Here is a 22,745-nt window from a genome sequence, read left to right as displayed (position 1 = left end):
GTCACCCTAACCTCGCCCGCCGCCGCCCCGGTCGGGCGACGTGAGGCTGGCACTGACCGACTCGCCCGGGTCGGTGCCCGCGCGGGCGTACTCCGCGCCGTCCGGCGTCCAGACGCCCGACCGCCCCGCCGCCTCGGTGTAGCCACCGCCGGTCGACCCGGCGAAGCTCGCCACCGCCACCCAGACCCGGTGCGCGGTGGTGATCCGGTGCACCCGCTGGTCTATCACGGCGGCGTCGCGCGCCAACTCCAGGACGCCGGCCGCGTACACGTCGATCCCGAGCGCGGCCGTCCGGTCCGCGTGCGCGGCCACGCCGGTGTCCTTGCAGATCGCCAGCCCCACCCGCCAACCGTCCACATCGAGCACGACCGGGGCATCGCCGGGCCGGAACCGACGGGCCTCCGCGTCCCCCAGCCACATCTTCCGGTACGCCACCGTCGCACCGCCACCGGTGACCGCCAGCATCGCGATGTGGTCGCCGGTGACCGGCGCACCGGCCAGGGCCAGCGCACCCGTCTCGGCGCACGCCTCGACCAGCGGCGCCAGCCGCGGGTCGTCGACCGACACGACCGGCGCTTCCAACTCGTACCCGGTCAGCGACAGCTCCGGAAAGACCACCAACCGGGCGCGCGCCGCGCGGACCGCGGCGGCGTGCGCCCGCGCGTTTGCCGCGACATCCAGGGGTACGCACGGCGGCTGGACCACGGCGAGCCGCAGCGGGGTGCGGCTTTCCGCACCCCCACCGGTGTGGTCGACCCGCGCGGTCGGGCGGTCGGCCCCATGGTCGACTCTCAGGATGACTTCGTAACGTGGGCGCATGATTCGAACGTCCCACGCCGTGTTCGCCACCGGAACCCCCGCCGCCGCAGCGGAACCACCACAGGACGGGATCGTCGGCTACGTCACTGACCTGGTGGAACGACTCGGCGGGCCGGGTGCCGGCCTGGCAGTGGCGTTGGAGAATCTCTTCCCGCCGATCCCCAGTGAGGTGATCCTGCCGCTGGCCGGGTTCGTCGCCGCGCAGGGACGGATGAGTCTGGTCGGCGCGATCTTCTGGACCACGCTGGGTTCGGTGGTGGGCGCGCTCGCGCTCTACCTGATCGGCGCGGCCCTGGGGCGCGACCGGATGCGCGCCATCGTCTCCCGGCTTCCGCTGGTCAAGCTCAGCGACGTGGACCGGACCGAGGCGTGGTTCCTGCGGCACGGCGTGAAGGCGGTCTTCTTCGGCCGGATGATCCCGATCTTCCGGAGCCTGATCTCCATCCCGGCCGGCGTGGAGCGGATGCCGGTGACCACGTTCCTGCTCTACACCACGCTGGGCAGCCTGATCTGGAACACGACCTTCGTGCTCGCCGGCTACCTGCTGGGCGACAACTGGCACCTCGTCGAGGGCTACGTCGGCACGCTCCAGAAAGTGGTGATCGTGGTCTGCGTGGCGGCGGCCGCCTGGTTTGTCGGGTCCCGCGTGCTGAAGGCCCGCCGCGCCGCCCGCAACCCCGAGCCGACCGAACCCGAGCAGAGCGCACTGAACGGAATGCCCGACCCGGGCGGTCGCGGCACCCTCTACCGAAGCGGATCCTGGGCCTCGGACGAGCGCTAGCCAACCCTCTTCTGGTTTCCTTTGCTCTGCTGCCCCCCACGCGCCACCCGGGGTCGCCCGCGGGCGGGTCAGATGACGCAGAGCAAGGGGGAGCAGACCCGGTGCGGAAGGCAGGCGAGGTGGTGGGGGAGCGGCGAACCGGCAGGTGGTGGCCTCGGCTCCGGCTGCCGCTCGGTGTCGCTGTCGGCATCGCGACGGCCGCCGTCGAGTTCGCCTTCCTCGTCGTCGCGGCCGCCGCATCCAGCGTGCGCGTGGTAGCGCCTGCGGCCGGCCGTCGGGCTGCTGGCCTGACCGACCGGTACGGGGGGCGGCTGGTGCGGATGGAACATCGCCGCCTCGCCGGGCTGCTCGCCGGGGAGGATCTGCCCGCGCCGAACACCGTGGCGACCCGGCGGCAGATCGGCTACCTGGCCGCCCGAATGTTACCCGGCATGCTCGGCCTGCTGGCGTACGCCGTGCTCGGCGTCGGCGTGGTGCTGGCCGGGATCGTGCTGCGCGCGGCGGTACGCGGAGAGCTGACCCTCCTCGACGCACTGTCCCAGATCGCTGTCGGGTCGGTGCTGTTACTGCTCAACGTCCAGGCCGTCGCCAGCATCGCCGCGCTGGACATCCGGCTGGCGCGACGACTGCTCGGGCCGGGAAGTCGGGCGGAGCTGACGCGGCGCGTCCACGAGCTGACCACCAGCCGGGCCGGGGTCATCGCCGCGGTCGACGCCGAACGGCAGCGCATCGAACGCGACCTGCATGACGGCCTCCAACAGCGGCTGGTCGCCCTCGGCATGCTGCTCGGCCGGGCCCGGCGCGCCCGCGACGCCGACCGCACACACGCACTGCTCGCCCAGGCACACGAGGATGTGCAGCGGGCCATCGAAGAGTTGCGCGAGGTGGCGTGGCGGGTCTACCCGTCAGCGCTGGACGACAGCGATCTGGGCGAGGTCCTGGCCATCGTCGCCCGCGGATCCGAGGTGCCGGTGCGGATCCGCTGCGAGCTGCCCGTCCGCCCCGAGCGGCAGGTCGAGACGGTGCTGTACTTCGTGGCCTGCGAGGCGCTCACCAACGCTGCGAAACACGCCGCCGCTAACCTGGTCACTGTCGATATCGGAGTACGGGATGGGTGGATCCGGATGCGCGTACACGACGACGGCGTCGGCGGGGCGGAACCGACCGGACGCGGGTTGTCCGGGCTTGCGCGTCGGGTCGCCGCGCTGGACGGCCGGCTGCTGGTGACCAGCCCTGCCGGCGGTCCGACGACCGTGCTGGCGCAGCTGCCGTGCGACTAGTCCTCGCCGAAGACTCGACGCTGCTCCGCGAGGGCCTGACACGGCTGCTCGCCGACGAGGACCACGAGGTGCTCGCGGCGGTCGGGACCGCCGACCAGCTTGTCGAGGCGGTCGAACGATCCCGTCCCGACGTGGTCGTCACCGACGTCCGGATGCCACCCAACCACACCGATGACGGACTACGGGCCGCCCTGGAGATCCGTCGTCGGTGGCCCGACACCGGCGTCCTCGTGCTCTCCCAGTACGTGGAGCGGCGTTACGCCGGGCGGCTGCTCGCGGACCGTCCCGAGGGAGTCGGCTACCTGCTCAAGGACCGGGTCGCCCAGGTGGACGACTTCCTCGACGCACTCGACCGGGTCGCCGCCGGAGGCACCGCCCTCGACCCGGAGGTGGTCCGTCAGGTGGTGGCCGGCTCGGGCCGGCCCGACCCGTTCGGTCGGCTCACGCCGCGCGAACGGGACGTGTTGCACGAGATGGCCCAGGGCCACACGAATCTCGCCATCGCCCAGCGGCTGCATGTCTCGCAGAGCGCGGTCGAGAAGCATGTCAACGCCATCTTCGACAAACTCGACCTGGCGCAGACAACGGGCTACAGCCGGCGAATCCTCGCAATCCTGCGCTACCTGGGCAGCTGACCCGCCCAGCTCGTGGGCCGGGCACGGCGGCCGGCCCGGCGTGCGGGATCGCGGCCCGGGCATGCGGGCCGGGGCCTGGCATGATCGACTCGGGTTTCACGAAGTCGGGCGTTCGCGAGTCCGGGATGCCCCGACTTCCGTGAACCCGAGCGGATCACGCCCGGCCTGGGTGTTTGGGGTCGCACGAGCCTCGCCGCGTGGGTGGTTTGCCCGTTGGTGGGTGTTCGTGGGGTGTGGCCGAGCGCACTCGTGGGCCGGAATCATGGCCGGGCCGGGGTCGTTACATACCCTGACGATCGCAGTACGACCGACCCGCCGCCCGACCTCTGGGGGCTGGTCGCGCAGGTTGGAATGCCAGCCTCCACCCGGTCGTTGCAGTCCCCACGAACGACCGCAGGCACCGCCACGATGAGGGTGCCGGCAGGGTGCCGGCAGGTGGGCCAACCCGGAATGACCCCGGCCCCCCGGTCGTTACAACCCCCACGAACGACCTACGGGCACCGCCATGATGAGGGTGCCGATGGGTGGGCCAACCCCGGAATGACCCTGGCCCGCCGGTCGTTACACAGGACCCGGCGCCACGAGCCCCCCGCTCGCAGGTCGCCGCCCGACGCCCGACACGGCGTCACCCCCCAAACTTTTCCCCCTTGTACGTGCAGCGCCGGACGAGGTGCTCACACCCTTGCCGCCGTCCCCCTTTGGCGGTTGGGGTGTTCTACCCCCGAAGGAGCTACCCCCATGAACACGATCTTCCGTAAGAGCGTCCTGTCTGTTGCTGGTCTCGCGTTCGCCGGTGGTGTCTTCGCCGGTCCGATCGCCGCCCACGCCGCCACCCCGGCCGTGGATGCCAAGCCGGTTGCGGTTGCTGTGCAGTCGGCGGCGCCGAAGCCGCAGGGCGAGCAGTCCCACATCAGCCTGAACGACGAGCAGACCGCCAACGTCAAGGCGATCATCGCCGCCACCAAGAAGGCCGGTCTGCCGGAGCGGGCCGCGGTGATCTCGATCGCGACGAGCCTGCAGGAGTCGAAGCTGGAGAACCTGGGTCACCTGGGCGACAGGAACGACCACGACTCGCTGGGCCTGTTCCAGCAGCGCCCGTCCAGTGGTTGGGGTACGCCGGAGCAGATCACCGACCCTGAGTACTCGACGACCGCGTTCCTCAAGGGTCTGAAGCAGGTCGACGGGTGGCAGGACATGGCGCTGACCGACGCCGCGCAGACCGTGCAGGTGTCGGCCTACCCGGACGCCTACGCCCAGTGGGAGCAGCAGGCCACCGACCTCGTCGCCCAGCACTGGAACAGCTGACCCACACCACAGCACTGCCGCAGCACCGCACCGCACGGCAAGACCACAGCACGACACCGACCGCTGGCCGGCACCCGCAACCCGGGGTGCCGGCCAGCGGCATTTCCGTGCCCTGACAACCCCGCATAAACCGCACCACGAAACCGGCACCTACACCCGGGGAGGCGGCCAGCGGCATTTCCGTTTCCGTGCGGCAGGCACCTGGTCGCTGGTCCCGGACGTCGCGACGCCGACCGGGAGCGGGCGCCGCGGCGCCGGGAGCGGATGCCGCGACGTCAGATGCCCGCTGGGAGCGGATGCGGCGCCGGTGGGGGGAGATGCCGCGGCGCCGGGTGCCCGCCCGGGGCGGACGCCGCGACGCCGGATGCTCGCCGGAGGCGGATGCCATGATGCCGGCGGGTGCTCGCCGGAGGCAGATGGCGGGGTCGCCGGAACCGGATGGTCCGTCGCCGGAGCGGGATGCGCGCCGGCGGAGGCGGATGGCGCGGTCTGGTTGGTGGCTGCCAGCAGATCTTGGACAGTTTCCGTTCACGCGGAACGGAAACTGTCCAAGATCTCGTGGGTTGTGGCGGAAGCGCGCGATGGCGAGTGTCGTGGTCGCGAGGCGACCGGCGTGCAGCCAGCGAGGGGACCCGGCGGGACGACTCGGCGGGGTGCGGGAACATCGCGGGGTGCGGGCTGGTTGTGGAGAGTGTCGGTGTGACTCAGTGTCCCCGGGCCTCACCTAATATTGCCTTCGCGGAATACCGTTCGGCTGGAGCCGCGTCGTGCCACTCGCCGAGAGGCGACCTGCACACCGACACCAGCGCCGCCCCCGGCCCACCGGCCGGGGGCGGCGCTGTCTGTGCTCATCCGTCAGAGCGTCGCGGCACAATGTCCGGGTGACTGACGCACAGCCGTGGTCCGAGCAGTCGGGCGTACTCGTACTCCCCAGTGGGGCGACGGTGCGCGGACGCCGCGTCGCTGCCGCGACGTCGCCCGCCGACTTCGCCGTGCTGCTGGCACCTGGTCCGGAGCCGGCCTGGCCGCACCGGAGGATCCGATGGCCCGATTTCTGGGTGCCGCTCGACCGCGCCGAAGCCCTCGACGTCCTACGGGAGGCGCTGCGACGGGCCCACGACGGTGAACGTGTCGAGGTGGCCTGTCGGGGTGGGGTTGGTCGTACCGGAACGGCCCTGGCCGCGCTGGCGATCCTCGACGGTCTGCCGGTCGAGCGGGCGGTGCCGTGGGTGCGGGCCGGCTACCACCCGAAGGCGGTGGAGACCCCCTGGCAGCGGCGCTGGTTGCGCCGCGTCACCTGACACCGCCGCCGGACCACCGCCACCGGACCACCGCCACCGGACCACCGCCACCGGACCACCGCCGTCGCTGGCACCGCCGGACCACAGCCGCTCGTGCCAAGCACCCGTCCCGGCTGTGCTCCGGCCGGTAGCGGGGCAGCGGTGTCAGCCCTGACCGATCACCGCCGGGTCGTTGACGTACTCGCGGAGGTGCTTGGCGGTGAGGGTGTCGCTGGTGGCGACCAGCTCGGCCGGTGTGCCGGTGAAGACGATGTGGCCACCGTCGTGGCCGGCGCCGGGGCCGAGGTCGATGAGCCAGTCGGCGTGTGCCATGACCGCCTGGTGGTGCTCGATGACGATCACCGTGTTTCCGGCGTCGACCATCCGGTCGAGCAGGGCCAACAGTTGGTCCACGTCGGCCAGGTGCAGGCCCGTGGTCGGCTCGTCCAGGACGTACGTGGTGGTCTTCTCGGCCAGGTGGATGGCGAGCTTGAGTCGTTGCCGCTCCCCGCCGGACAGGGTGGTCAGTGGCTGGCCGAGGCTGAGGTAGCCCAACCCGACGTCGACCAACCGGCCGAGGATGAGGTGCGCCGCCCCGCTGGGGAAGAACGCGTACGCCTCGGTGACCGACATGGTCAGCACCTGGTGGATGTTCTTGCCGCGCAGGGTGTACGTGAGCACCTCGTCGGTGAAGCGCCGCCCCTCGCACCGTTCGCAGACGCTCGCGACGCCGGCCATCATGGCCAGGTCGGTGTAGATGAGGCCGATTCCCTTGCAGGTCGGGCAGGCGCCCTCGGAGTTGGCGCTGAACAGGGCCGCCTTGACCCCGTTGGCCTTGGCGAAGGCGGTGCGGATCGGGTCGAGCAGCCCGCTGTAGGTGGCCGGGTTGCTGCGTCGTGAGCCACGGATCGGGGACTGGTCGACGATGACGACCCCGGACCGGCCGCGCAGCGACCCGTGGATCAGTGAACTCTTGCCGGACCCGGCGACGCCGGTGACCACGGTGAGAACCCCGAGCGGGATGTCCACGTCCACGTCGTGCAGGTTGTGCAGGTCGGCCTGGCGGATGGCGAGCTGCCCGGTGGGTTGGCGTACCGCCTCGCGCACTGTCACCCGGTGGTCCAGGTGTCGCCCGGTGAGCGTGTCGGAGCGGCGCAGGCCGGGGATGTCGCCGGTGAAGCAGATCCGACCACCGTCGGTGCCGGCGCCCGGTCCGAGGTCGACCACGTGGTCGGCGATGGCGATGGTCTCCGGTTTGTGTTCCACCACCAGCACGGTGTTGCCCTTGTCGCGCAGCCGCAGCAGCAGGTCGTTCATCCGGGCGATGTCGTGCGGGTGCAGGCCGACTGTGGGTTCGTCGAAGACGTAGGTGACGTCGGAGAGGCTGGAGCCGAGGTGCCGGACCATCTTCACCCGTTGCGCCTCGCCGCCGGAGAGGGTCGCCGACTCACGGTCCAGGCTGAGGTAGCCCAGACCGATCTCGACCAGGGAGTCCAGCAGGTCGCGAAGGTTGGCGACGAGCGGCGCGGCCCCCGGGTCGTCGACGGTGCGGACGAACGCGGCCAGGTCGCTGATCTGCATGGCCGAGCAGTCGGCGATGTTGAGCCCGGCGATCCGTGACGACAGGGCCGCCGCGTTGAGTCGGGTGCCGCCGCAGTCGCCGCAACTGGTGAAGGTGACCGCCCGGTCGACGAAGGCGCGGATGTGCGGTTGCATCGACTCGCGGTCCTTGGACAGGAGGAGCCGCTTGACCTTGACGGCCAGACCCTCGTACGTCCAGTTGTTGCTGCCCACCTTGATCTTGGTGGCCGGCTTGTGCAGGAAGTCCTCCCACTGTTGCGGGGTGAAGTCCTGGAGTTTGACGTCCGGGTCGAACAGGCCGGAGCCGACGATGGTCTGCCAGTACCAGGAGTCGACAGCGAAGTTGGGCACGGTGATCGCGCCGTCGTTGAGGGAGCGCTCGACGTCGACCAACTCGTTGATGTCGAGGTCGGAGACCCGGCCCAGCCCTTCGCAGGTGGGGCACATGCCCTCGGGCAGGTTGAAGCTGAACGCCCCGGCGCCGCCGATGGACGGCTGGCCGAGCCGGCTGAAGAGGATCCGCAGCATGGCGTACGCGTCGGTGGCGGTGCCGACGGTGGAGCGGGAGTTGACGCCCATCCGTTCCTGGTCGACGACGATGGCCGCGCTGAGGTTGCGCAGCGAGTCGACGTCCGGACGGTTGAGGTTCGGCATGAACGACTGGAGGAACGCGCTGTAGGTCTCGTTGATCATGCGCTGGGACTCGGCGGCGATGGTGCCGAAGACCAGCGACGACTTGCCCGACCCGGAGACACCGGTGAAGACGGTCAACCGGCGTTTGGGGATGTCGACCGAGACGTCGGCGAGGTTGTTCGCCCGCGCCCCGCGTACTTCGATCATGTCGTGGCTGTCGGCGGCGGACCATGCTGGCTGCGACATACGAACCCTTCACGGAATCGCGGCGGGACTTTGCCCCGCCGAGCACTGGCGGGTTCCATTGTCTCATTCATCCCCATGTAGAGACTTTCGCCGAGATCTCAGCGGAGGGCTCAGCAGTACGCCCCGGAAAGTCTCAAATCACGTCGTAAGCGGTACGGTGGCTCGGGTGGACGTCGCCTCGAAGGATCGGTTGCGTGCCGTGGACCTGGCGGCCACCGTCGGGATCTCGGTGCAGCAGGTGCGCAACTACGTCGAGTTGGGGGTGCTGCCGCCGGTGCGCCGCACCGCGAGCGGCTACCGGATCTTCACCGGAGAGCACGCCCGGGCGCTGACCGTGGCGCGGCGGTTGGCCGAGGGGCACGGCTGGAGCCGTACCCGGGAGATCATGGCGGCGGTGCACACGGGTGACCTGCCGGCGGCCCTGGCGGCGCTCGACGGCGGCCATGCCGAGCTGGACCGGGAACGCGCCGAGATCCGCCGGGTGCTCGGCGCCTTCGAGACCGTGCTGGCCAGCCCACCGGCGGCCCGGCCCGCGCCGCGCCACGGCGCCCGCATCGGCGAGGTCGCCGCCCTGGTCGGGGTCCGGACCTCGCAGCTGCGGCTGTGGGAGGAGCGCGAGCTGCTGCGGCCGCGCCGCACCCCGGGCACCAACTACCGGGTGTACGACGAGGTGGAGCTACGCGCGGCGCAGGTCATCGCGTTGCTGCGCCGGGGCGCGTACCCCTTCGAGATCATCGCCGCAGTGCTGGGCGAACTGCGGACCACCGGCAGCGCCCAGCGGGTCCGCGCCGAGCTGGCCCGCCGCGAGCAGGAGCTGCACACCCGCAGCCTGCGCCGGCTGCGGGGCAGCGCCGCGCTGCACGACTACCTGCGCGGTCGGGGCGACGCGGGTTGACCGGCATCCCGTCCCGCGGGGCGATCCTCCTGACTAGGGTCGGGCACATGAGAGCTGCGCTGCTGGCGGCCACGACGTCCGCCGTCCTGCTCGCTCCCGTGCCGGTCGGTGCGACGGGAGCGTCCGCCGCGCCGACGGTGCGCTGCCCCCGGGTCCCGGTGCCGGCGGCGTCCCGCGCCCCCCGGCCGTCGCCCCCGCCCGCCGTTCCCGAGCAACGGATGGTCGGCGGCGCGGCGCTGGACACGGCCGGCCTGGTCGTGCCGGCCGGCGTCGCCGCGCCGCCGAGGGTCACCGCCACGTCGTGGCTGGTCGCCGACCTGGACAGCGGCCAGGTGCTCGGCGGGTGTGGCCCCCACGAGTACGGCACACCGGCGAGCGTGCAGAAGCTCCTGTTGGCGGCAACGATGCTGCCCAAGCTCGACCCGAAGCAGACGGTCACCGTCACCGACGCGGACATGAACATCGAACCCGGCTCCTCGGCCGTGGGCCTGGTCGCGGGCGGTCGGTACACCATCGAGACCATCTGGCTCGGGTTGCTGCTCAACTCCGGCAACGAGGCCGCCAACGCGCTGGCCCGACTCGGCAGCGGGACGGACAGCGCCGCGGGCGTGCGCGCCATGAACGAGCAGGCGCACCACCTCGGCGCGCTCCAGACGCACGCGGTCACCGCGTCCGGGCTGGACGGCAAGGGGCAGTTCACCAGCGCGTACGACCTGGCGCTGATCGCCCGGGCCTGCTTCGCCGAGCCGACCTTCCGCCGGTACGCGCTGACCGAGCAGACGTCGATTCCGGCCCAGCCGGCGCAACGCACCAAGGGCTTCGAGATCCAGAACGAGAACCAGCTCATCTACCGGTACCCGGGGGCGCTCGGCGGCAAGACCGGCTTCACCGACCTGGCCCGGCACACCTACGTGGGGGCGGCGGAACGCGGCGGTCGGCGGCTGGTGGTGACCCTGCTGGGCGCCGAATCGGCACCGGTGCGCGGCTGGGAGCAGGGCGCGGCCCTTCTGGACTGGGGCTTCACGCTGCCCCGGGACGCCGCCGTGGGTCGACTGGTCGAGCCCGGCGAGCTGACCGCCACCCCGTCGGCGGCGCCGTCGGTGCTGGCGGCACCCGGCGCGCCCCGACCGGCGGCGGCCAGCGGGCCCGCGCGTACCGGCTCGGAGTGGCTCTGGTCGGTGACCGCGGTGAGCGGCGCGACGGTGGTGGCGTTGCTGGGCGGCCTGCTGTGGCGGCGTCGCCGTCGCATGCCCTGACGGATCGACATCGGGCGCTGCCGTCCATAGACTCCGATCTTTCTGGCACCACCAGTCCAGGAGGATCCCTGTGTCGAGTGAACTCGAACCGCGCCCCGCAGTGGCGGCACCCCGCCGGCCGGTGCGCGCCCTGACCCGCCTCGCGGGGGTGACAGTGCTCGCCGGTGCGCTGGTCGTCGGCGCGTCCGCCACCGCCCTCGCCACGCCGGGCCCGTCGGCCGAGGCCGAGCGCGTCTCCGCCGCGCCGCTGACCGCTGTCGACACCGCCGTCCGGCCGCCGCGCACCACCCACGGCCCGTGCGCGTACACCGAGACCCCGGAGGAACCCGCGGCCCGGCCGGTGCCGCTGCCGCCCGACCCGCGACGCACCCCGGCCCGGGGCAGCGTCCGGGTGACCCTGGCGACCAACCACGGGCCGATCGGGCTGACAGTGGACCGGGCCGCCGCGCCGTGCACGGTGCAGAGCTTCCTGCACCTGGTGAACAAGCGGTTCTACGACCGCACCCCGTGCCACCGGCTCACCGCGTACCCGACGCTGAGCGTGCTGCAGTGCGGTGACCCGTCCGGCACCGGCGAGGGCGGCCCGGGCTACCGGTACCGCGACGAGTTGCCGACCGACCTGCCGCCCGCGCCCACCGACCCGACCGGGGAGCGCCGGGTGTACGCCCGGGGTGTACTGGCCATGGCCAACGCCGGGCCGGACACCAACGGCAGCCAGTTCTTCCTGGTCTACGCCAACTCCGCGCTGCGCCCCAACTACACGATCTTCGGTGAGGTCGACGGGGCCGGCCTTGCCACCCTGGACCGGATCGCCGCCGGGGGAGTGGCGCCGACCGCCGAGGACCCGGCACCGGTCGACGGCGCGCCCGCACTGCCGGTGACCATCCGGAAGGCCGTCCGCTGGCACCACCACTGACCGTACGGCGCGGTGGGTGACCGTCGGTCGCTCACCGCGCCCGCCCGGGGCGGCGTACGCCCTCGGCCGTAATTTCCGGGAACGGACCGGAACCGGTCCAACCGGTTTCCGACGCAGTTCCGGCCGTCACGCCGAGGCGGGCGACCCGGTCAGCGGGGTGGCGGTGCTGTCCCGAACGACCAACTCGGTGGCGAGTTCCACCCGGGGCGAGTCGATGCCCTCGCCCTGGGCCAGGCGCAGCACCGTCCGGGCGGCCAACCGTCCCATCTCGACCAACGGTTGGCGCACGGTGGTCAGCGGCGGTGAGGCCCAGCGGGCTTCCGGCAGGTCGTCGAACCCCACCACGCTCACGTCGTCCGGTACGCGCAGCCCGCGACGTCGAATGGCCTCGTAGACGCCGAAGGCCATCTGGTCGCTGGCGGCGAAGATGCCGGTCGGCGGGTCGGCGAGGTCGAGCAAAGCCGTCCCGCCGGAAAACCCGGAGGCGTGGTAGAAGTCGCCCGGGTAGATCAGCGCGTCGTCCACCGGCACCCCGGCGGCCTCCAGCCCGGCCCGGTAACCGTCGAGCCGCGCCCGGCTGCACAGCAGGTGCGTCGGCCCGGCCACGAAACCGATGCGCCGGTGCCCGATCGCGAGCAGATGTTCGGTCGCGGCGAGCCCACCGGCCCAGTTGGTGGCGCCGATCGTCGGCACGTCCATGGCCGGCACCCCGGCCGGGTCGACGACCACCACCGGCACGTTGAGGCGACGCAGCTGCGCGTGCAGTGGCGGACTCAGGTGCGAGGTCACGAAGATGACGCCGTCGGTGGCCCGGGTGCGCAGGTTCTGCAGCCACTGCCGGGCCGCGGTGGGCTGCCGGTGGATCGCGGAGACCACAGTGCCGACGCCGGCGCCGTGCCCGACATCCTCCACGCCTCGGATGATCTCCACGGCCCAGGGGCTGTCCAGGTCGTTGAAGACCAGGTCGACGAGACCGGCACGGCGAACGCTGCGGCTGGCCCGACGCCGGTAGCCGTGGTGGCGCAACAACTCCTCGACCCGTTCCCGAGTGTCCGGGGCCACATCGGAGCGACCGTTGAGCACCCGTGACACGGTCGGCACCGACACCCCGGCCTCCCGTGCGATCGCGGTGATGGTCACCCTGCGTCCGTCGTCCGCGCCCACCCGCGTCTCCTTCACCGAGCCGGAGTAGCGACCCACAAGACGTCGCCCACCGTGTGTCCCGAAACGGCGTGCCCGTTCCACGGGTCATCTTGCCTCACCGATGGGGGTTGACGACATGTCAGGTCAATCGAAGCTTCGCTGGAGTTGCGGAAAAGTTCCGGAGTTTTTCCGGCCACTTTCGGTCGGCGGACCACATGGGTCCTGGGATGGTTACCCCAACCGGGCTGATAGACAGGAGTCGTGCGCTACCGCCTGGCCGTCGTGCTCGCGCTCGCCACGCTGCTCGGCGGCTGCTCACGGCCGGAGCCCCGCCCCGCGCCGGCCACGCCGCAGCCGACGTCGGCGAGTCCCACACCCGCGCCGGCCCCGTCCACCTCCGCGGTAGCCCCACTGCCGGGGTTCGTGGTGCTGACCGACCTCGACCCGCGCATCCACGCCGACATCCGGTACGCCACACCGCACAACTTCGTCGGCCGTCCGATCACCGGCTACCGCGAGCCGCTGTGCCTGCTCACCCGGCAGGCGGCCGAGGCGTTGCGCCGCGTACAGGACGCCGCCCTGGCGGGTGGGCACAGCCTCAAGGTGTACGACTGCTACCGCCCGCAGCCGGCGGTGGACGACTTCGTCGCCTGGTCGAAGCACCCCGGTGAGCAGCAGACCAAGGCCGAGTTCTACCCGGACCTGGCCAAGAACCGGCTCTTCGCCGACGGATACATCGGCGCGCCCACCGCACACAGCCGCGGCAGCACCCTGGACCTGACCCTTGTCGACGAGCCCGCCGCCGGCCAACCTCCGTACCGGGTCGGGCAACCGCTGGTCGCCTGCACCGCGCCGCGCGGACAGCGCTTCGCGGACAACAGCATCGACATGGGTACGGGCTTCGACTGTTTCGACCCCCGGGCACACACCGCCGACCCCCGCATCACCGGGACGGCGCGGGACAACCGTCGGTTGTTGCAGCGGCTGATGACCGACGCCGGGTTCGTCAACTACGACCGTGAGTGGTGGCACTACAGCCTGCGCGACGAGCCGTACCCGGACACGTTCTTCGCCGCCCCGGTCGCCCGCTCCTCGGTCGGCTGACCTGCGGCCCGCCATCGCGGCCGCCGGCGCCATCCGGCATGATCGTTTCAATGACCACCGAACGGATCGGCCCCCCGGTTACCGGCAACGAGCGGGAGACGCTGCGCGCGTTCCTCGACTTCCACCGCGCCACGCTGGCCCTCAAGTGCGAGGGCCTCTCCGACGAGGAACTGCGCCGGCAGTCGATGCCGCCCTCAACGCTGTCCCTGCTCGGTCTGGTGCGACACATGGCCGAGGTGGAGCGCGCCTGGTTCCGGCGGGTCATCGACGGCGAGGACATCGGGTTGGTCTGGTCGGAGACCGGTGACTTCCAGCATGCGTACGACGCCAGCTCGGCCACCCGCGCCGAAGCGTTCGACGCCTGGGAGCGTGAGGTCGAGCATGCCCGCCGGATCGAGCGGGCGGCCGCGTCGCTCGACGTGACCGGCCTCAACGTCCGCTCCGGCGAGACCGTGTCACTGCGGCTGGTGATGCTGCACCTGATCCACGAGTACGCCCGGCACAACGGCCACGCCGACTTTCTCCGCGAGGGCATCGACGGCACCGTCGGCGTCTAGCCCGCGACAGGGGGCTGGTCAGGTCCAGTAGAGGATCCGGCAGGCCGGGACGCGGGCGGTCAGCTCGGCGGTGAACCAGTCGCGCAGCTCGGTCATCTGCTCACGGGGGTAGACGTACTTCACCGCGCCGAACTTGCCGTGCTTGCGGGTGCGGGACTCCTCGTCCATCTCCAGCCGGGTGCGCGGATACCAGCCGAGCAGCACCTCCTTGCTGCCCGGCGTGAACCGGTGGGTGATCAACTCGGCGGTCAGGTCCAGATCCGGCACCCCGTCGACCGCCGCGCGGACCTGGTCGAGCAGTTCGCCGTAGCGCTCCCGCCAGTCCGGCAGCGCGATGATCGGCGCGATGGTCAGCCCGACCGGGTAGCCGTCGAGGGCGAGCCGGCGCAGCGCGGCCAGCCGGTCCGGCACCCGGGCGGTGCCACCCTCGAACCGAGCGCTCACCGGGGAGCAGTTGACGCTGAAGCGGACCCGGGTCCGGCCGGCGTGCGGCAGCCCCACGAAGGTGTCCACATCGGCGTACTTGGTGGTCCAGCGCAGTTGCACGGGGGCGTCCCAGTCGGCGAAGTGCTGCACCGCGCGCCGCCAACTGCCGGTCAGGTGTTCCAGAGCGAGCGGGTCGGTGTAGCAGGACGCCTCGAAGGTGGTGCCCTCGTCGGCGCGCCGCGCGTTGCGGCTGGTCACCGTCCCACGCCCGGCGTACGCGGCCAGCCCGGCCAGGATGTCGTCGAGGTCGGCGTACACCCGGGTCACCGGTGGGCCGGACAGGGATCCGGCGAGGTAGCAGTACTGGCAGTGCGCCGGGCAGCCCTCGGCCAGGTCGACCCGCCAGTCCGCGCTGGGCGCGATGGGTTGCAGGACGCGCCGCGAGGGTGGGCTCACCACGATCGCCATCGTCGACTTGGCCCGGGCGTAGGTCTCCCGGTCGGTCTGCCCGCGTACCCCGGTGAGCCGGTTGGCGCGCAGGTGTTCCACCTCGATGCCGAGTGCCCGCACCCGCTCGACGATCCGTTGGCCGTGCGGGTGGTCGAGCGCGGCGGGGGTGGTCACCACCCGGCTCGGGGTCCAGCGGCGTGCTGACCGGGCCGGCGGCGCGAGGCCGGCCAGGTCGCGGGTCGGCACCCGTTCGCCACTGGCGTCGTGCGGCGCGGCGGGTACGTCCACGGCGAGCGGCTGGTCGACGTCGACGGCGTCCTGGCTGGTCATCCGGCCGGGGTACCCGTTGCCGCAGGAATCCCACCCGATCAGCCGCCCCGCGATTGACGCCGCCCAACCGGAGCGCATAACCTTTCATCTATCTGTAAACCTTGTGAACAGATGCACATCGACGCGGCGGCGCGCGTCCCGACCGAAGGGACGATCAGGTGATCGCAGAACTCTCCTCCCGTACCAGACGGATCCTGTCGTTGTTCGTCGCCCTGGTCGTCGCGTTGACCGCCGGTCTCGCGGTCAACGCCTCGCGCAGCGCGCAGGCCGCGCCGACGTTCAAGGTCCTGGCCTTCTACAACGGCACCTGGGACGCCGCGCACATCGACTTCGTCAGGGACGCCCGGGCCTGGTTCCCGCAGGCCGCCGCCCAGCACGGTTTCTCCTGGGAGGCCACCAACAACTGGAGCCTGCTGAACACCGCCAACCTGGCCCAGTACAAGGTCGTCATGTTCCTGGACGACGCGCCGCCCACCGCGCAGCGCGCCGCGTTCCAGCAGTACATGCAGAACGGCGGGGCGTGGCTGGGCTTCCACGTCAGCGCGTGGACCGACAACCCGTCGAGCTGGAGCTGGTACTACAACACCTTCCTCGGCACCGGCTCGTTCCAGACGAACACCTGGGGGCCCACCCGGGTCACGATGCGCGCCGACAACCGCACCCACGCCGCCACCCGGAACCTCCCGGCGACGTTCCCGTCGTCGATCAGCGAGTGGTACTCCTGGAGCAACGACCTGCGGCAGAACCCCAACATCGACATCCTCGCCTCGGTCGACCCGTCGAGCTTCCCGGTCGGCACGGACCCCAACCAGTCCTGGTACGGCGGCTACTATCCGCTGGTCTGGAGCAACCGGCAGTACAAGATGCTCTACGCCAACTTCGGCCACAACGCGATGAACTACAGCACCAACACCGGGCTGTCCTCCACCTTCGACAGCGCGCAACAGAACCAGTTGCTGATCGACGGGCTGCACTGGCTGGCCGGCGTCGGCACCGTCCCCCCGACCACGCCCCCGCCGTCCGACGGCATCTCGCCGACCGCCTGGCACACAGTGGTCAACCGGGGCAACGGCAAGTGCGTGGACGCCCGGGCCGCGGCCAGCGCGAACGGGACTGTCATCCAGCAGTACGCGTGCAACAGCAGCACCGCGCAGCAGTACCAGTTCGCGCCGACCAGCGGCGGGTACCTGCGGGTCAACAACCGCAACAACAGCGCCCAGGTGCTCGACGTGACGAACCGGTCGACCGCCGACTCGGCGCCGATCCAGCTCTGGTCCTACAGCGGCGGAAACAACCAGCAGTGGCGGGCCGAGCCCGAGGGCGGCGGCTACTACCGCCTGGTCAACCGTGCCAGCGGAAAGTGTCTCGACGTGCCGGGAGCGTCCACGGCGGACAGCGTTCAGCTCGTCCAGTACACCTGCAACGGCACCGCCGCGCAGTCCTTCCGGTTGGTGCCGCAGTCATAGCTCCACCGCCACGTCCGCGCCGGGGTGAACCGCGACCCGCCCCGGCGCGGGCCCGGCGGCGCGCGCGAACCGGGCGGCGACGTCCCTGATGACGGCGCGCAGCTGCGGTGGGTCGAGCACGTCGAAGTCGACAGCCAGGGTGCCGAGGAAGGCAGCCAGATTGCCCAGCGACTCGCCGCCGGTGTGCAGCAGGCAGGCCCGCTCGTCGATCGCCTCCAGCAGGCCCGCCGTGGTGGGGATCCGCTGCGCCATGGTCTCGGCCGAGGCGTGCAGGCGTACCCGGGCGGGGTGTGGCCAGGCCGCGGAGCCGACGCCGCGCAGCACGTGCGCGACCGCGTCGCCACCTGGCGGCTCCCGCGGCGCGAAGCGGGGGCCGGTCGGCACCCGGGGTTGGATCCGGTCGGCGCGGAACGTCCGCCAGTCGGCCCGGTCGGTGTCCCACCCCAGCAGGTACCACCGCCGCCCGGTGTAGACCAGACGGTACGGCTCGACATCGCGCACGCTGACCGTGCCGTCATGGCCGGCGTAGTCGAACCGCAGCCGCTCCCGGCGGTGCGCGGCCGTGGAGACGGCGGTGAGCGTGTCGGCGTCCACGGTCGGGCCACCGCCGGCGGCGGAGACCGTCGCCGAGCGCAGGGCGTCCACCCGGTGCCGCAGCCGTGACGGCAGCGACTGCTCCAGCTTGGCCAGCGCCCGCAGCGAGGTCTCCTCGATGCCGGTCACCGAGCCGCCAGCCGCGGCCCGCAGCCCGACGGCCACCGCCACGGCCTCGTCGTCGTCGAGCAGCAGCGGTGGCAGCGCCGACCCGGCACCGAGCCGGTAGCCGCCGGCGACCCCCGGGTGTGACTCGATCTGGTAGCCCAGCACCCGCAACCGCTCCACATCCGTGCGTACCGTGCGGGTGGTGACCGCGAGCCGTTCGGCCAGCTCCGCGCCGGACCACTCCCGGCGCACCTGCAGGAGAGTCAGCAACCGCAGCAGCCGCACCGAGGTCTCCACCATCCCGGCAAGTCTGCCAGCGACCACCGACGGGGTGTGGGAGCGCCGGTTATTCGGTTGCCCGACCCGACGACGGCCTGCTGAACTACCCGAAACCGCCACCAACCTCCAGGGAGCAACAATGCGCGCTGCGTCGATGTCCGACCAGAAGGGATCTGTCGCCTACCTGAAGGACCTGACGCTGCGTGAAAACCCTGAACCTCGGCATCCTGGCTCACGTCGATGCCGGTAAGACCAGCCTGACCGAGCGGCTGTTGCACGACGTTGGTGTGACCGACCAGCTCGGCCGGGTCGACGCGGGCAGCACCCAGACCGACACCCTGGCACTGGAACGGCAACGCGGGATCACCATCCGCTCGGCTGTCGTCTCCTTCGTGCTGGACGACGTGACCGTCAACCTGATCGACACGCCCGGTCACCCGGACTTCATCGCCGAGGTCGAGCGGGTGCTCGGTGTGCTCGACGGCGCGGTGCTGGTGATCTCCGCGGTGGAGGGGGTGCAGCCGCAGACCCGGGTGCTGATGCGGACTCTGCGCCGGCTGCGCATCCCGACGCTGATCTTCATCAACAAGGTCGACCGGGTCGGGGCGGACCCCGAGCGGGTCTTCCAGGCGGTCGCGGAGAAGCTCACGCCGACCGTCGTGGCGATGGGCGCGGTGGCGATGCCGGGGACCCGCGGCGCCCACTGCACGACGTACGGCCCCACCGACCTCGCCTCCACCGACCGGCTGCTCGACCTGCTCACCGGCCAGGACGACGTGCTGCTCGCCGACTGGGTGGCGGACACGTCCTCGCTGCCGTACTCACGGCTACGCGCTGCGTTGGCGACGCGGACCGGCCGCGCGCTGGTGCAGCCCGTCTACGCCGGCTCGGCGATCACAGGTGCCGGGGTGGACGCGCTGATCGCCGGGATCACCGAGCTGCTGCCCACCGTCCAGGGTGACGCCGACGCCCCGGTCTCCGGCACCGTGTTCGCCATCGAACGGGGTCCAGCCGGAGAGAAGATCGCCCTGGTCCGGCTCTTCGCCGGCACGATCCGGATTCGCGACCGGGTCCGCGTCGGCGCGGTCGACGCTGAGCTGGTCACCGCCGTACGAGTCGTCGCCCATGGGGCCGACGTGGTGGCGTCGGCGGTCGAAGCCGGCCACATCGCCCGGTTGTGGGGCCTCAAGCAGGCTCGGATCGGCGACCCGGTGGGCGTGCCACCCGGACATGTCGGCACCGACCGCCACTTCGCGCCACCCACCCTGGAGACCGTGGTGGTGCCGACGCGCCCCGCCGACCGGGTCGCGCTGCACGCTGCGCTGATCCAGCTCGCTGAGCAGGACCCGCTCATCAACCTGCGGCAGGACGACCGGCAGCACGAGATCACCGTGTCGCTCTACGGCGAGGTGCAGAAGGAGGTCATCCAGGCCACCCTTGCCGACGACTTCGGCGTGGGGGTGACGTTCCGGGAGACCAGCACGGTGCACGTGGAGCGGGTGTGCGGCGTCGGTGAGGCGGTCGAGGTGATCGCGGTGGCGCCCAACCCGTTCCTGGCCACCGTCGGGCTGCGGATCGCGCCTGCGCCGACCGGTGCCGGCGTGACCTTTCGACTCGGCGTCGAGCTGGGTTCGATGCCACCCGCCTTCTTCACCGCCGTGGAGGAGACCGTGCGCCGAACCCTGCGCCAGGGCCTTCACGGGTGGGAGGTCCCCGACTGCGAGGTGACGATGACTCACGCCGGTTACTGGGCGCGGCAGAGCCATTCCCACGGCACCTTCGACAAGAGCATGTCCAGCACGGCGGGGGACTTCCGCAATCTCACCCCGTTGGTGCTGATGGCCGCACTCGCCCGTGCCGGCACCCGGGTCCACGAGCCGGTACACCGCTTCCGGCTGGAGGTGCCGGGTGACGTCCTCGGCACGCTGCTGCCCGCGCTCACCCGGCTGGAAGCGGTGCCGACCGACACCACCGCGCAGGGCGCGTCCTACCTGGTGCAGGGTGAGATCCCGGCTGGTCTGGTGCACGCGCTGGAGCGTCGCCTGCCTGCGCTGACCCGGGGGGAGGGCGTGCTGGAGACCGAGTTCGACTGCTACCGGCCGGTGCGTGGTCCTGCCCCCGTCCGGACCCGCTGGGACAACAATCCGCTGGATCGCAGGGAGTATCTGCTGGCGGTCGCGCGCCGGGTCGGTGGCCGGTAGCGGCGATATCCATTGCGGACGCGCCGCAGCCCTCCTACTGTCGTCGGTGCACGGTCAACCGAGCAACCCGGAGGGAGTACGCCATGTCGCGACGCGTCCGCACCGACGCCCGCTGGTGCCTGCTCCCCGCCAACACCCCTTTGCAGCTCACCGCCAATACCCGTGCCTATTGCCCATCGCGGCGCAACGAGCCGGGGTGGCGCGACTGACGCCGACGCTGACGCGTCCGCCGGCCGCCCATCCCACCGGGATCGGGCGGCCCTTTCGTATCCGCGCACCGCCGCTGGCGACCAAAACCTGATCATTAACGGTCACGGCACGACTGAAGGAGTCCACCATGGGATTCACCCCTCTCGCCGGTACCCGGGCACCGGTCCGGGTCTGGACCGACCCGTACGCCATCGAGCCCCAGGCCGCCAAGCAGCTGCGCAACATCGGCGCGCTGCCCTGGGTGCAGGGTGTCGCCGTGATGCCCGACGTCCACTTCGGCAAGGGCGCCACGGTCGGCTCGGTGATCGCCATGCGGCAGGCCGTCTCGCCGGCCGCGGTCGGCGTCGACATCGGCTGCGGGATGTCGGCGGTCCGTACCTCGCTGACCGCCGCCGACCTTCCGGACGACCTGGCCGGGCTGCGCTCCGCGATCGAGGCCACCATCCCGGTCGGCTTCGCCCAGCGCAAGGACTCGGTCGACACGCGTCGGATCCGGGGCCTGGAGCAGGCCGGCTGGGACGACTTCTGGGGCCGGTTCGCCGGCCTGGACCGGCGGGTGGCGCAGCTGGAGACGCGGGCGCAGCGGCAGATCGGCACCCTCGGCGGGGGCAACCACTTCATCGAGGTCTGCCTGGAGCAGGGCGGTGCCGACGAGGGGCGGGTCTGGCTGATGCTGCACTCCGGGTCCCGCAACATCGGCAAGGAACTGGCCGAGCGGCACATCGGGGTGGCCCGGGGGCTGCCGCACAACGCGGACCTTCCAGACCGGGACCTGGCGGTGTTTCTCGCCGGGACGCCGGAGATGGACGCGTACCGGCGGGATCTCTGGTGGGCGCAGGAGTACGCGCGGCGCAACCGGGCGGTCATGCTGGCCCTGCTCTGCGGCGTGGTGCGTGAGCACTTCCCGCAGGTCGGCTACGACGAGCCGATCAGCTGCCACCACAACTACGTCTCGGAGGAGAGCTACGACGGGGTGGACGTGCTGGTGACCCGCAAGGGTGCCATCCGGGCCGGCCGGGGTGACCTGGGCATCATCCCCGGGTCGATGGGCACCGGGTCGTACATCGTGCGGGGGCGGGGAAACACTGACGCGTACTGCTCGGCGTCGCACGGGGCGGGGCGTCGGATGTCCCGGGCGCAGGCCAAGCGGACGTTCAGCACGGAGGACCTGGCCGCGCAGACCGCCGGGGTGGAGTGCCGCAAGGACGCCGGGGTGGTCGACGAGATCCCCGGCGCGTACAAGGACATCACCGAGGTGATGGCCCAGCAGGAGGACCTGGTCGAGGTGGTCGCGCACCTCAAGCAGGTGGTCTGCGTGAAGGGCTGACGTGCCGTGCGGGCCGGGGAGACCGGCCCGCACGGCCGCTGGTCAGAAGCCGACGAAGACCCGGCGCAGGTCGTCGAGGGTCACCGAGCCGGTCACCTGCACCCCGTCGGGGGTGTGCTGGGGGCCCAGCCGTCCGGTGGCCAGCCGCAGCCACGCCTCGGCCGGGGCCACCAGCTCCCCGTCGGGACGTTCCGGCGCGTCGACGATCTCGACCTTCTCGCCCAGCCGCAGCCCGAACGTCCGCTCGGGCGCGTGCAGCCGGACCAGTACTGTGGCCTCCCGGCCGGCCAGCTCCTGGGGTCGGCTGGTCCAGGCCAGCATGCCGCCGATCTGGTCGAGCAGCAGCGCCACCGCACCCGGCGTCACCGCCGCGAACGGGTTGAACGCCACCTCGGCGTCCCACTGGTGCAGGGCGAACTCGCTGAGCCGGAACCGGGCCGCGGTGGCCACGTCGACCGGTTCCGGCAGGAAGCCGAGGTCGATCCTCATCGAGGCCCGGGTCTCGGCGTCCAGCGCCTCGTACGCCTCGACCAGCCGTTCGTTGGTGGCGAGGAACCCGGCGGCGTGCTCGGCCGGGGACATCGCGTCCCAGCGCGCCCAGACGCCACGGTTGAAGTCCCCGTCCGGGCCGGGCGCGCCGGAACGGGCGGCGTCCAGCGTCGCCAGGTTGATCTCGGCGCCGCTGCCCAGGTGGCTCAGCACCTGGGAGACCTGCCACTCGCTGGCCCCCGACGGACGGAGCAGGTCGTCCTCCTTGAGGTCCCGTACGAGCGCGGCGAGCTCCTCGTGGCCCGCGCGCAGAGCTGTGATGATCTGGTCAGCAGGGGTCGACATGGATCTCCTCAAACGGATTTTCGACGATGGTCGGGACGCTACCGGACGTGGCCGCCGGCCGGCCCGCCCCGAGGTCGGGACGCTCCGGC

19 protein-coding genes are annotated in these 22,745 nt (G+C 71.7%); 13 read left to right on the top strand and 6 right to left on the bottom strand.

All coding sequences use genetic code 11. The annotated features are described in order from the left end of the window. Nucleotides 1–6 precede the first annotated feature (6 nt). Nucleotides 7–819 (bottom strand): carbon-nitrogen hydrolase family protein, encoded by an 813-nt coding sequence (locus GA0070561_RS26925; RefSeq protein ID WP_091406703.1) that lies wholly within the window; start codon nucleotides 817–819, stop codon nucleotides 7–9. Here GA0070561_RS26925 and GA0070561_RS26920 point away from each other — a divergent pair. The 5 genes from GA0070561_RS26920 (at nucleotide 818) to GA0070561_RS26900 (ending at nucleotide 6,121) form a co-directional block, all read left to right on the top strand. Next, nucleotides 818–1,600: a DedA family protein gene (locus tag GA0070561_RS26920; RefSeq protein ID WP_091406700.1), complete on the top strand. Its 783-nt coding sequence runs from the start codon at nucleotides 818–820 to the stop codon at nucleotides 1,598–1,600. The two genes, GA0070561_RS26925 and GA0070561_RS26920, sit on opposite strands and share 2 nt — an antisense overlap. 101 nt (nucleotides 1,601–1,701) lie before the next feature. Further along, a complete protein-coding gene (locus GA0070561_RS26915) occupies nucleotides 1,702–2,880 on the top strand; it encodes a sensor histidine kinase (RefSeq protein WP_244166453.1) in 1,179 nt (392 codons plus the stop codon). Then, complete coding sequence (locus GA0070561_RS26910) at nucleotides 2,871–3,515, top strand: response regulator (protein WP_091406697.1); 645 nt, start codon at nucleotides 2,871–2,873, stop codon at nucleotides 3,513–3,515. The genes GA0070561_RS26915 and GA0070561_RS26910 overlap by 10 nt, the downstream gene beginning before the upstream one ends. Nucleotides 3,516–4,253: 738 nt before the next feature. Continuing rightward, nucleotides 4,254–4,820 (top strand): hypothetical protein, encoded by a 567-nt coding sequence (locus tag GA0070561_RS26905; protein WP_091406695.1) that lies wholly within the window; start codon nucleotides 4,254–4,256, stop codon nucleotides 4,818–4,820. Nucleotides 4,821–5,701: 881 nt separating this feature from the next. Beyond that, nucleotides 5,702–6,121 (top strand): protein-tyrosine phosphatase family protein, encoded by a 420-nt coding sequence (locus GA0070561_RS26900; RefSeq protein WP_091406692.1) that lies wholly within the window; start codon nucleotides 5,702–5,704, stop codon nucleotides 6,119–6,121. 144 nt (nucleotides 6,122–6,265) lie between these two features. Here GA0070561_RS26900 and GA0070561_RS26895 read toward each other — a convergent pair whose 3' ends face one another. Then, complete coding sequence (locus GA0070561_RS26895; RefSeq protein ID WP_091406690.1) at nucleotides 6,266–8,560, bottom strand: ATP-binding cassette domain-containing protein; 2,295 nt, start codon at nucleotides 8,558–8,560, stop codon at nucleotides 6,266–6,268. Between the two features lie 166 nt (nucleotides 8,561–8,726). Here GA0070561_RS26895 and GA0070561_RS26890 point away from each other — a divergent pair, with 166 nt between their 5' ends. The 3 genes from GA0070561_RS26890 (at nucleotide 8,727) to GA0070561_RS26880 (ending at nucleotide 11,627) form a co-directional block, all read left to right on the top strand. Next, nucleotides 8,727–9,455 carry a MerR family transcriptional regulator gene (locus GA0070561_RS26890; RefSeq protein WP_208603865.1) on the top strand — a complete coding sequence of 243 codons (729 nt, stop codon included), beginning with the start codon at nucleotides 8,727–8,729 and terminating at the stop codon, nucleotides 9,453–9,455. A 47-nt stretch (nucleotides 9,456–9,502) separates the two neighbouring features. Continuing rightward, the gene (locus GA0070561_RS26885; RefSeq protein ID WP_091406688.1) at nucleotides 9,503–10,711 is read left to right on the top strand and encodes a D-alanyl-D-alanine carboxypeptidase family protein; all 1,209 of its coding nucleotides are present in this window, start codon (nucleotides 9,503–9,505) and stop codon (nucleotides 10,709–10,711) included. 70 nt (nucleotides 10,712–10,781) lie between these two features. Next, a complete protein-coding gene (locus tag GA0070561_RS26880) occupies nucleotides 10,782–11,627 on the top strand; it encodes a peptidylprolyl isomerase (RefSeq protein WP_244166452.1) in 846 nt (281 codons plus the stop codon). A gap of 126 nt (nucleotides 11,628–11,753) precedes the next feature. Here the strand turns inward: GA0070561_RS26880 and GA0070561_RS26875 are convergent, their stop codons facing one another. After that, the gene (locus GA0070561_RS26875) at nucleotides 11,754–12,791 is read right to left on the bottom strand and encodes a LacI family DNA-binding transcriptional regulator (RefSeq protein WP_091407334.1); all 1,038 of its coding nucleotides are present in this window, start codon (nucleotides 12,789–12,791) and stop codon (nucleotides 11,754–11,756) included. Nucleotides 12,792–13,031: 240 nt separating this feature from the next. Between GA0070561_RS26875 and GA0070561_RS26870 the strand changes: the two genes are divergently transcribed. Continuing rightward, nucleotides 13,032–13,874, top strand: coding sequence for a M15 family metallopeptidase (locus tag GA0070561_RS26870; RefSeq protein ID WP_244166451.1), 843 nt, complete (start codon nucleotides 13,032–13,034; stop codon nucleotides 13,872–13,874). Nucleotides 13,875–13,924: 50 nt separating this feature from the next. Next, the gene (locus GA0070561_RS26865; protein ID WP_091406686.1) at nucleotides 13,925–14,431 is read left to right on the top strand and encodes a DinB family protein; all 507 of its coding nucleotides are present in this window, start codon (nucleotides 13,925–13,927) and stop codon (nucleotides 14,429–14,431) included. Between the two features lie 18 nt (nucleotides 14,432–14,449). Here the strand turns inward: GA0070561_RS26865 and GA0070561_RS26860 are convergent, their stop codons facing one another. Then, entirely contained in the window at nucleotides 14,450–15,637 is a 1,188-nt protein-coding gene (locus tag GA0070561_RS26860; RefSeq protein WP_208603864.1) for a spore photoproduct lyase family protein, read from the bottom strand. 158 nt (nucleotides 15,638–15,795) lie between these two features. Here GA0070561_RS26860 and GA0070561_RS26855 point away from each other — a divergent pair, with 158 nt between their 5' ends. Further along, complete coding sequence (locus GA0070561_RS26855) at nucleotides 15,796–17,103, top strand: RICIN domain-containing protein (RefSeq protein WP_244166450.1); 1,308 nt, start codon at nucleotides 15,796–15,798, stop codon at nucleotides 17,101–17,103. Here GA0070561_RS26855 and GA0070561_RS26850 read toward each other — a convergent pair. Next, complete coding sequence (locus GA0070561_RS26850; protein ID WP_091406684.1) at nucleotides 17,098–18,105, bottom strand: helix-turn-helix transcriptional regulator; 1,008 nt, start codon at nucleotides 18,103–18,105, stop codon at nucleotides 17,098–17,100. The genes GA0070561_RS26855 and GA0070561_RS26850 overlap by 6 nt on opposite strands. A gap of 182 nt (nucleotides 18,106–18,287) precedes the next feature. Here GA0070561_RS26850 and GA0070561_RS26845 point away from each other — a divergent pair, with 182 nt between their 5' ends. Further along, nucleotides 18,288–20,285 carry an elongation factor G gene (locus tag GA0070561_RS26845; RefSeq protein ID WP_091406681.1) on the top strand — a complete coding sequence of 666 codons (1,998 nt, stop codon included), beginning with the start codon at nucleotides 18,288–18,290 and terminating at the stop codon, nucleotides 20,283–20,285. A gap of 337 nt (nucleotides 20,286–20,622) precedes the next feature. After that, the gene (locus GA0070561_RS26840; protein ID WP_091406679.1) at nucleotides 20,623–21,822 is read left to right on the top strand and encodes an RtcB family protein; all 1,200 of its coding nucleotides are present in this window, start codon (nucleotides 20,623–20,625) and stop codon (nucleotides 21,820–21,822) included. A gap of 42 nt (nucleotides 21,823–21,864) precedes the next feature. On the opposite strand, the gene GA0070561_RS26835 is transcribed toward GA0070561_RS26840, so the two are convergent. Then, nucleotides 21,865–22,656 (bottom strand): maleylpyruvate isomerase family mycothiol-dependent enzyme, encoded by a 792-nt coding sequence (locus tag GA0070561_RS26835; protein WP_091406677.1) that lies wholly within the window; start codon nucleotides 22,654–22,656, stop codon nucleotides 21,865–21,867. Nucleotides 22,657–22,745 lie beyond the last annotated feature (89 nt).

The organism is Micromonospora saelicesensis, assembly GCF_900091575.1.
Classification (GTDB): domain Bacteria; phylum Actinomycetota; class Actinomycetes; order Mycobacteriales; family Micromonosporaceae; genus Micromonospora; species Micromonospora saelicesensis.
Note: the sequence above shows the minus strand (reverse complement) of the source record. Positions and strands in the feature narration are given on the sequence as shown.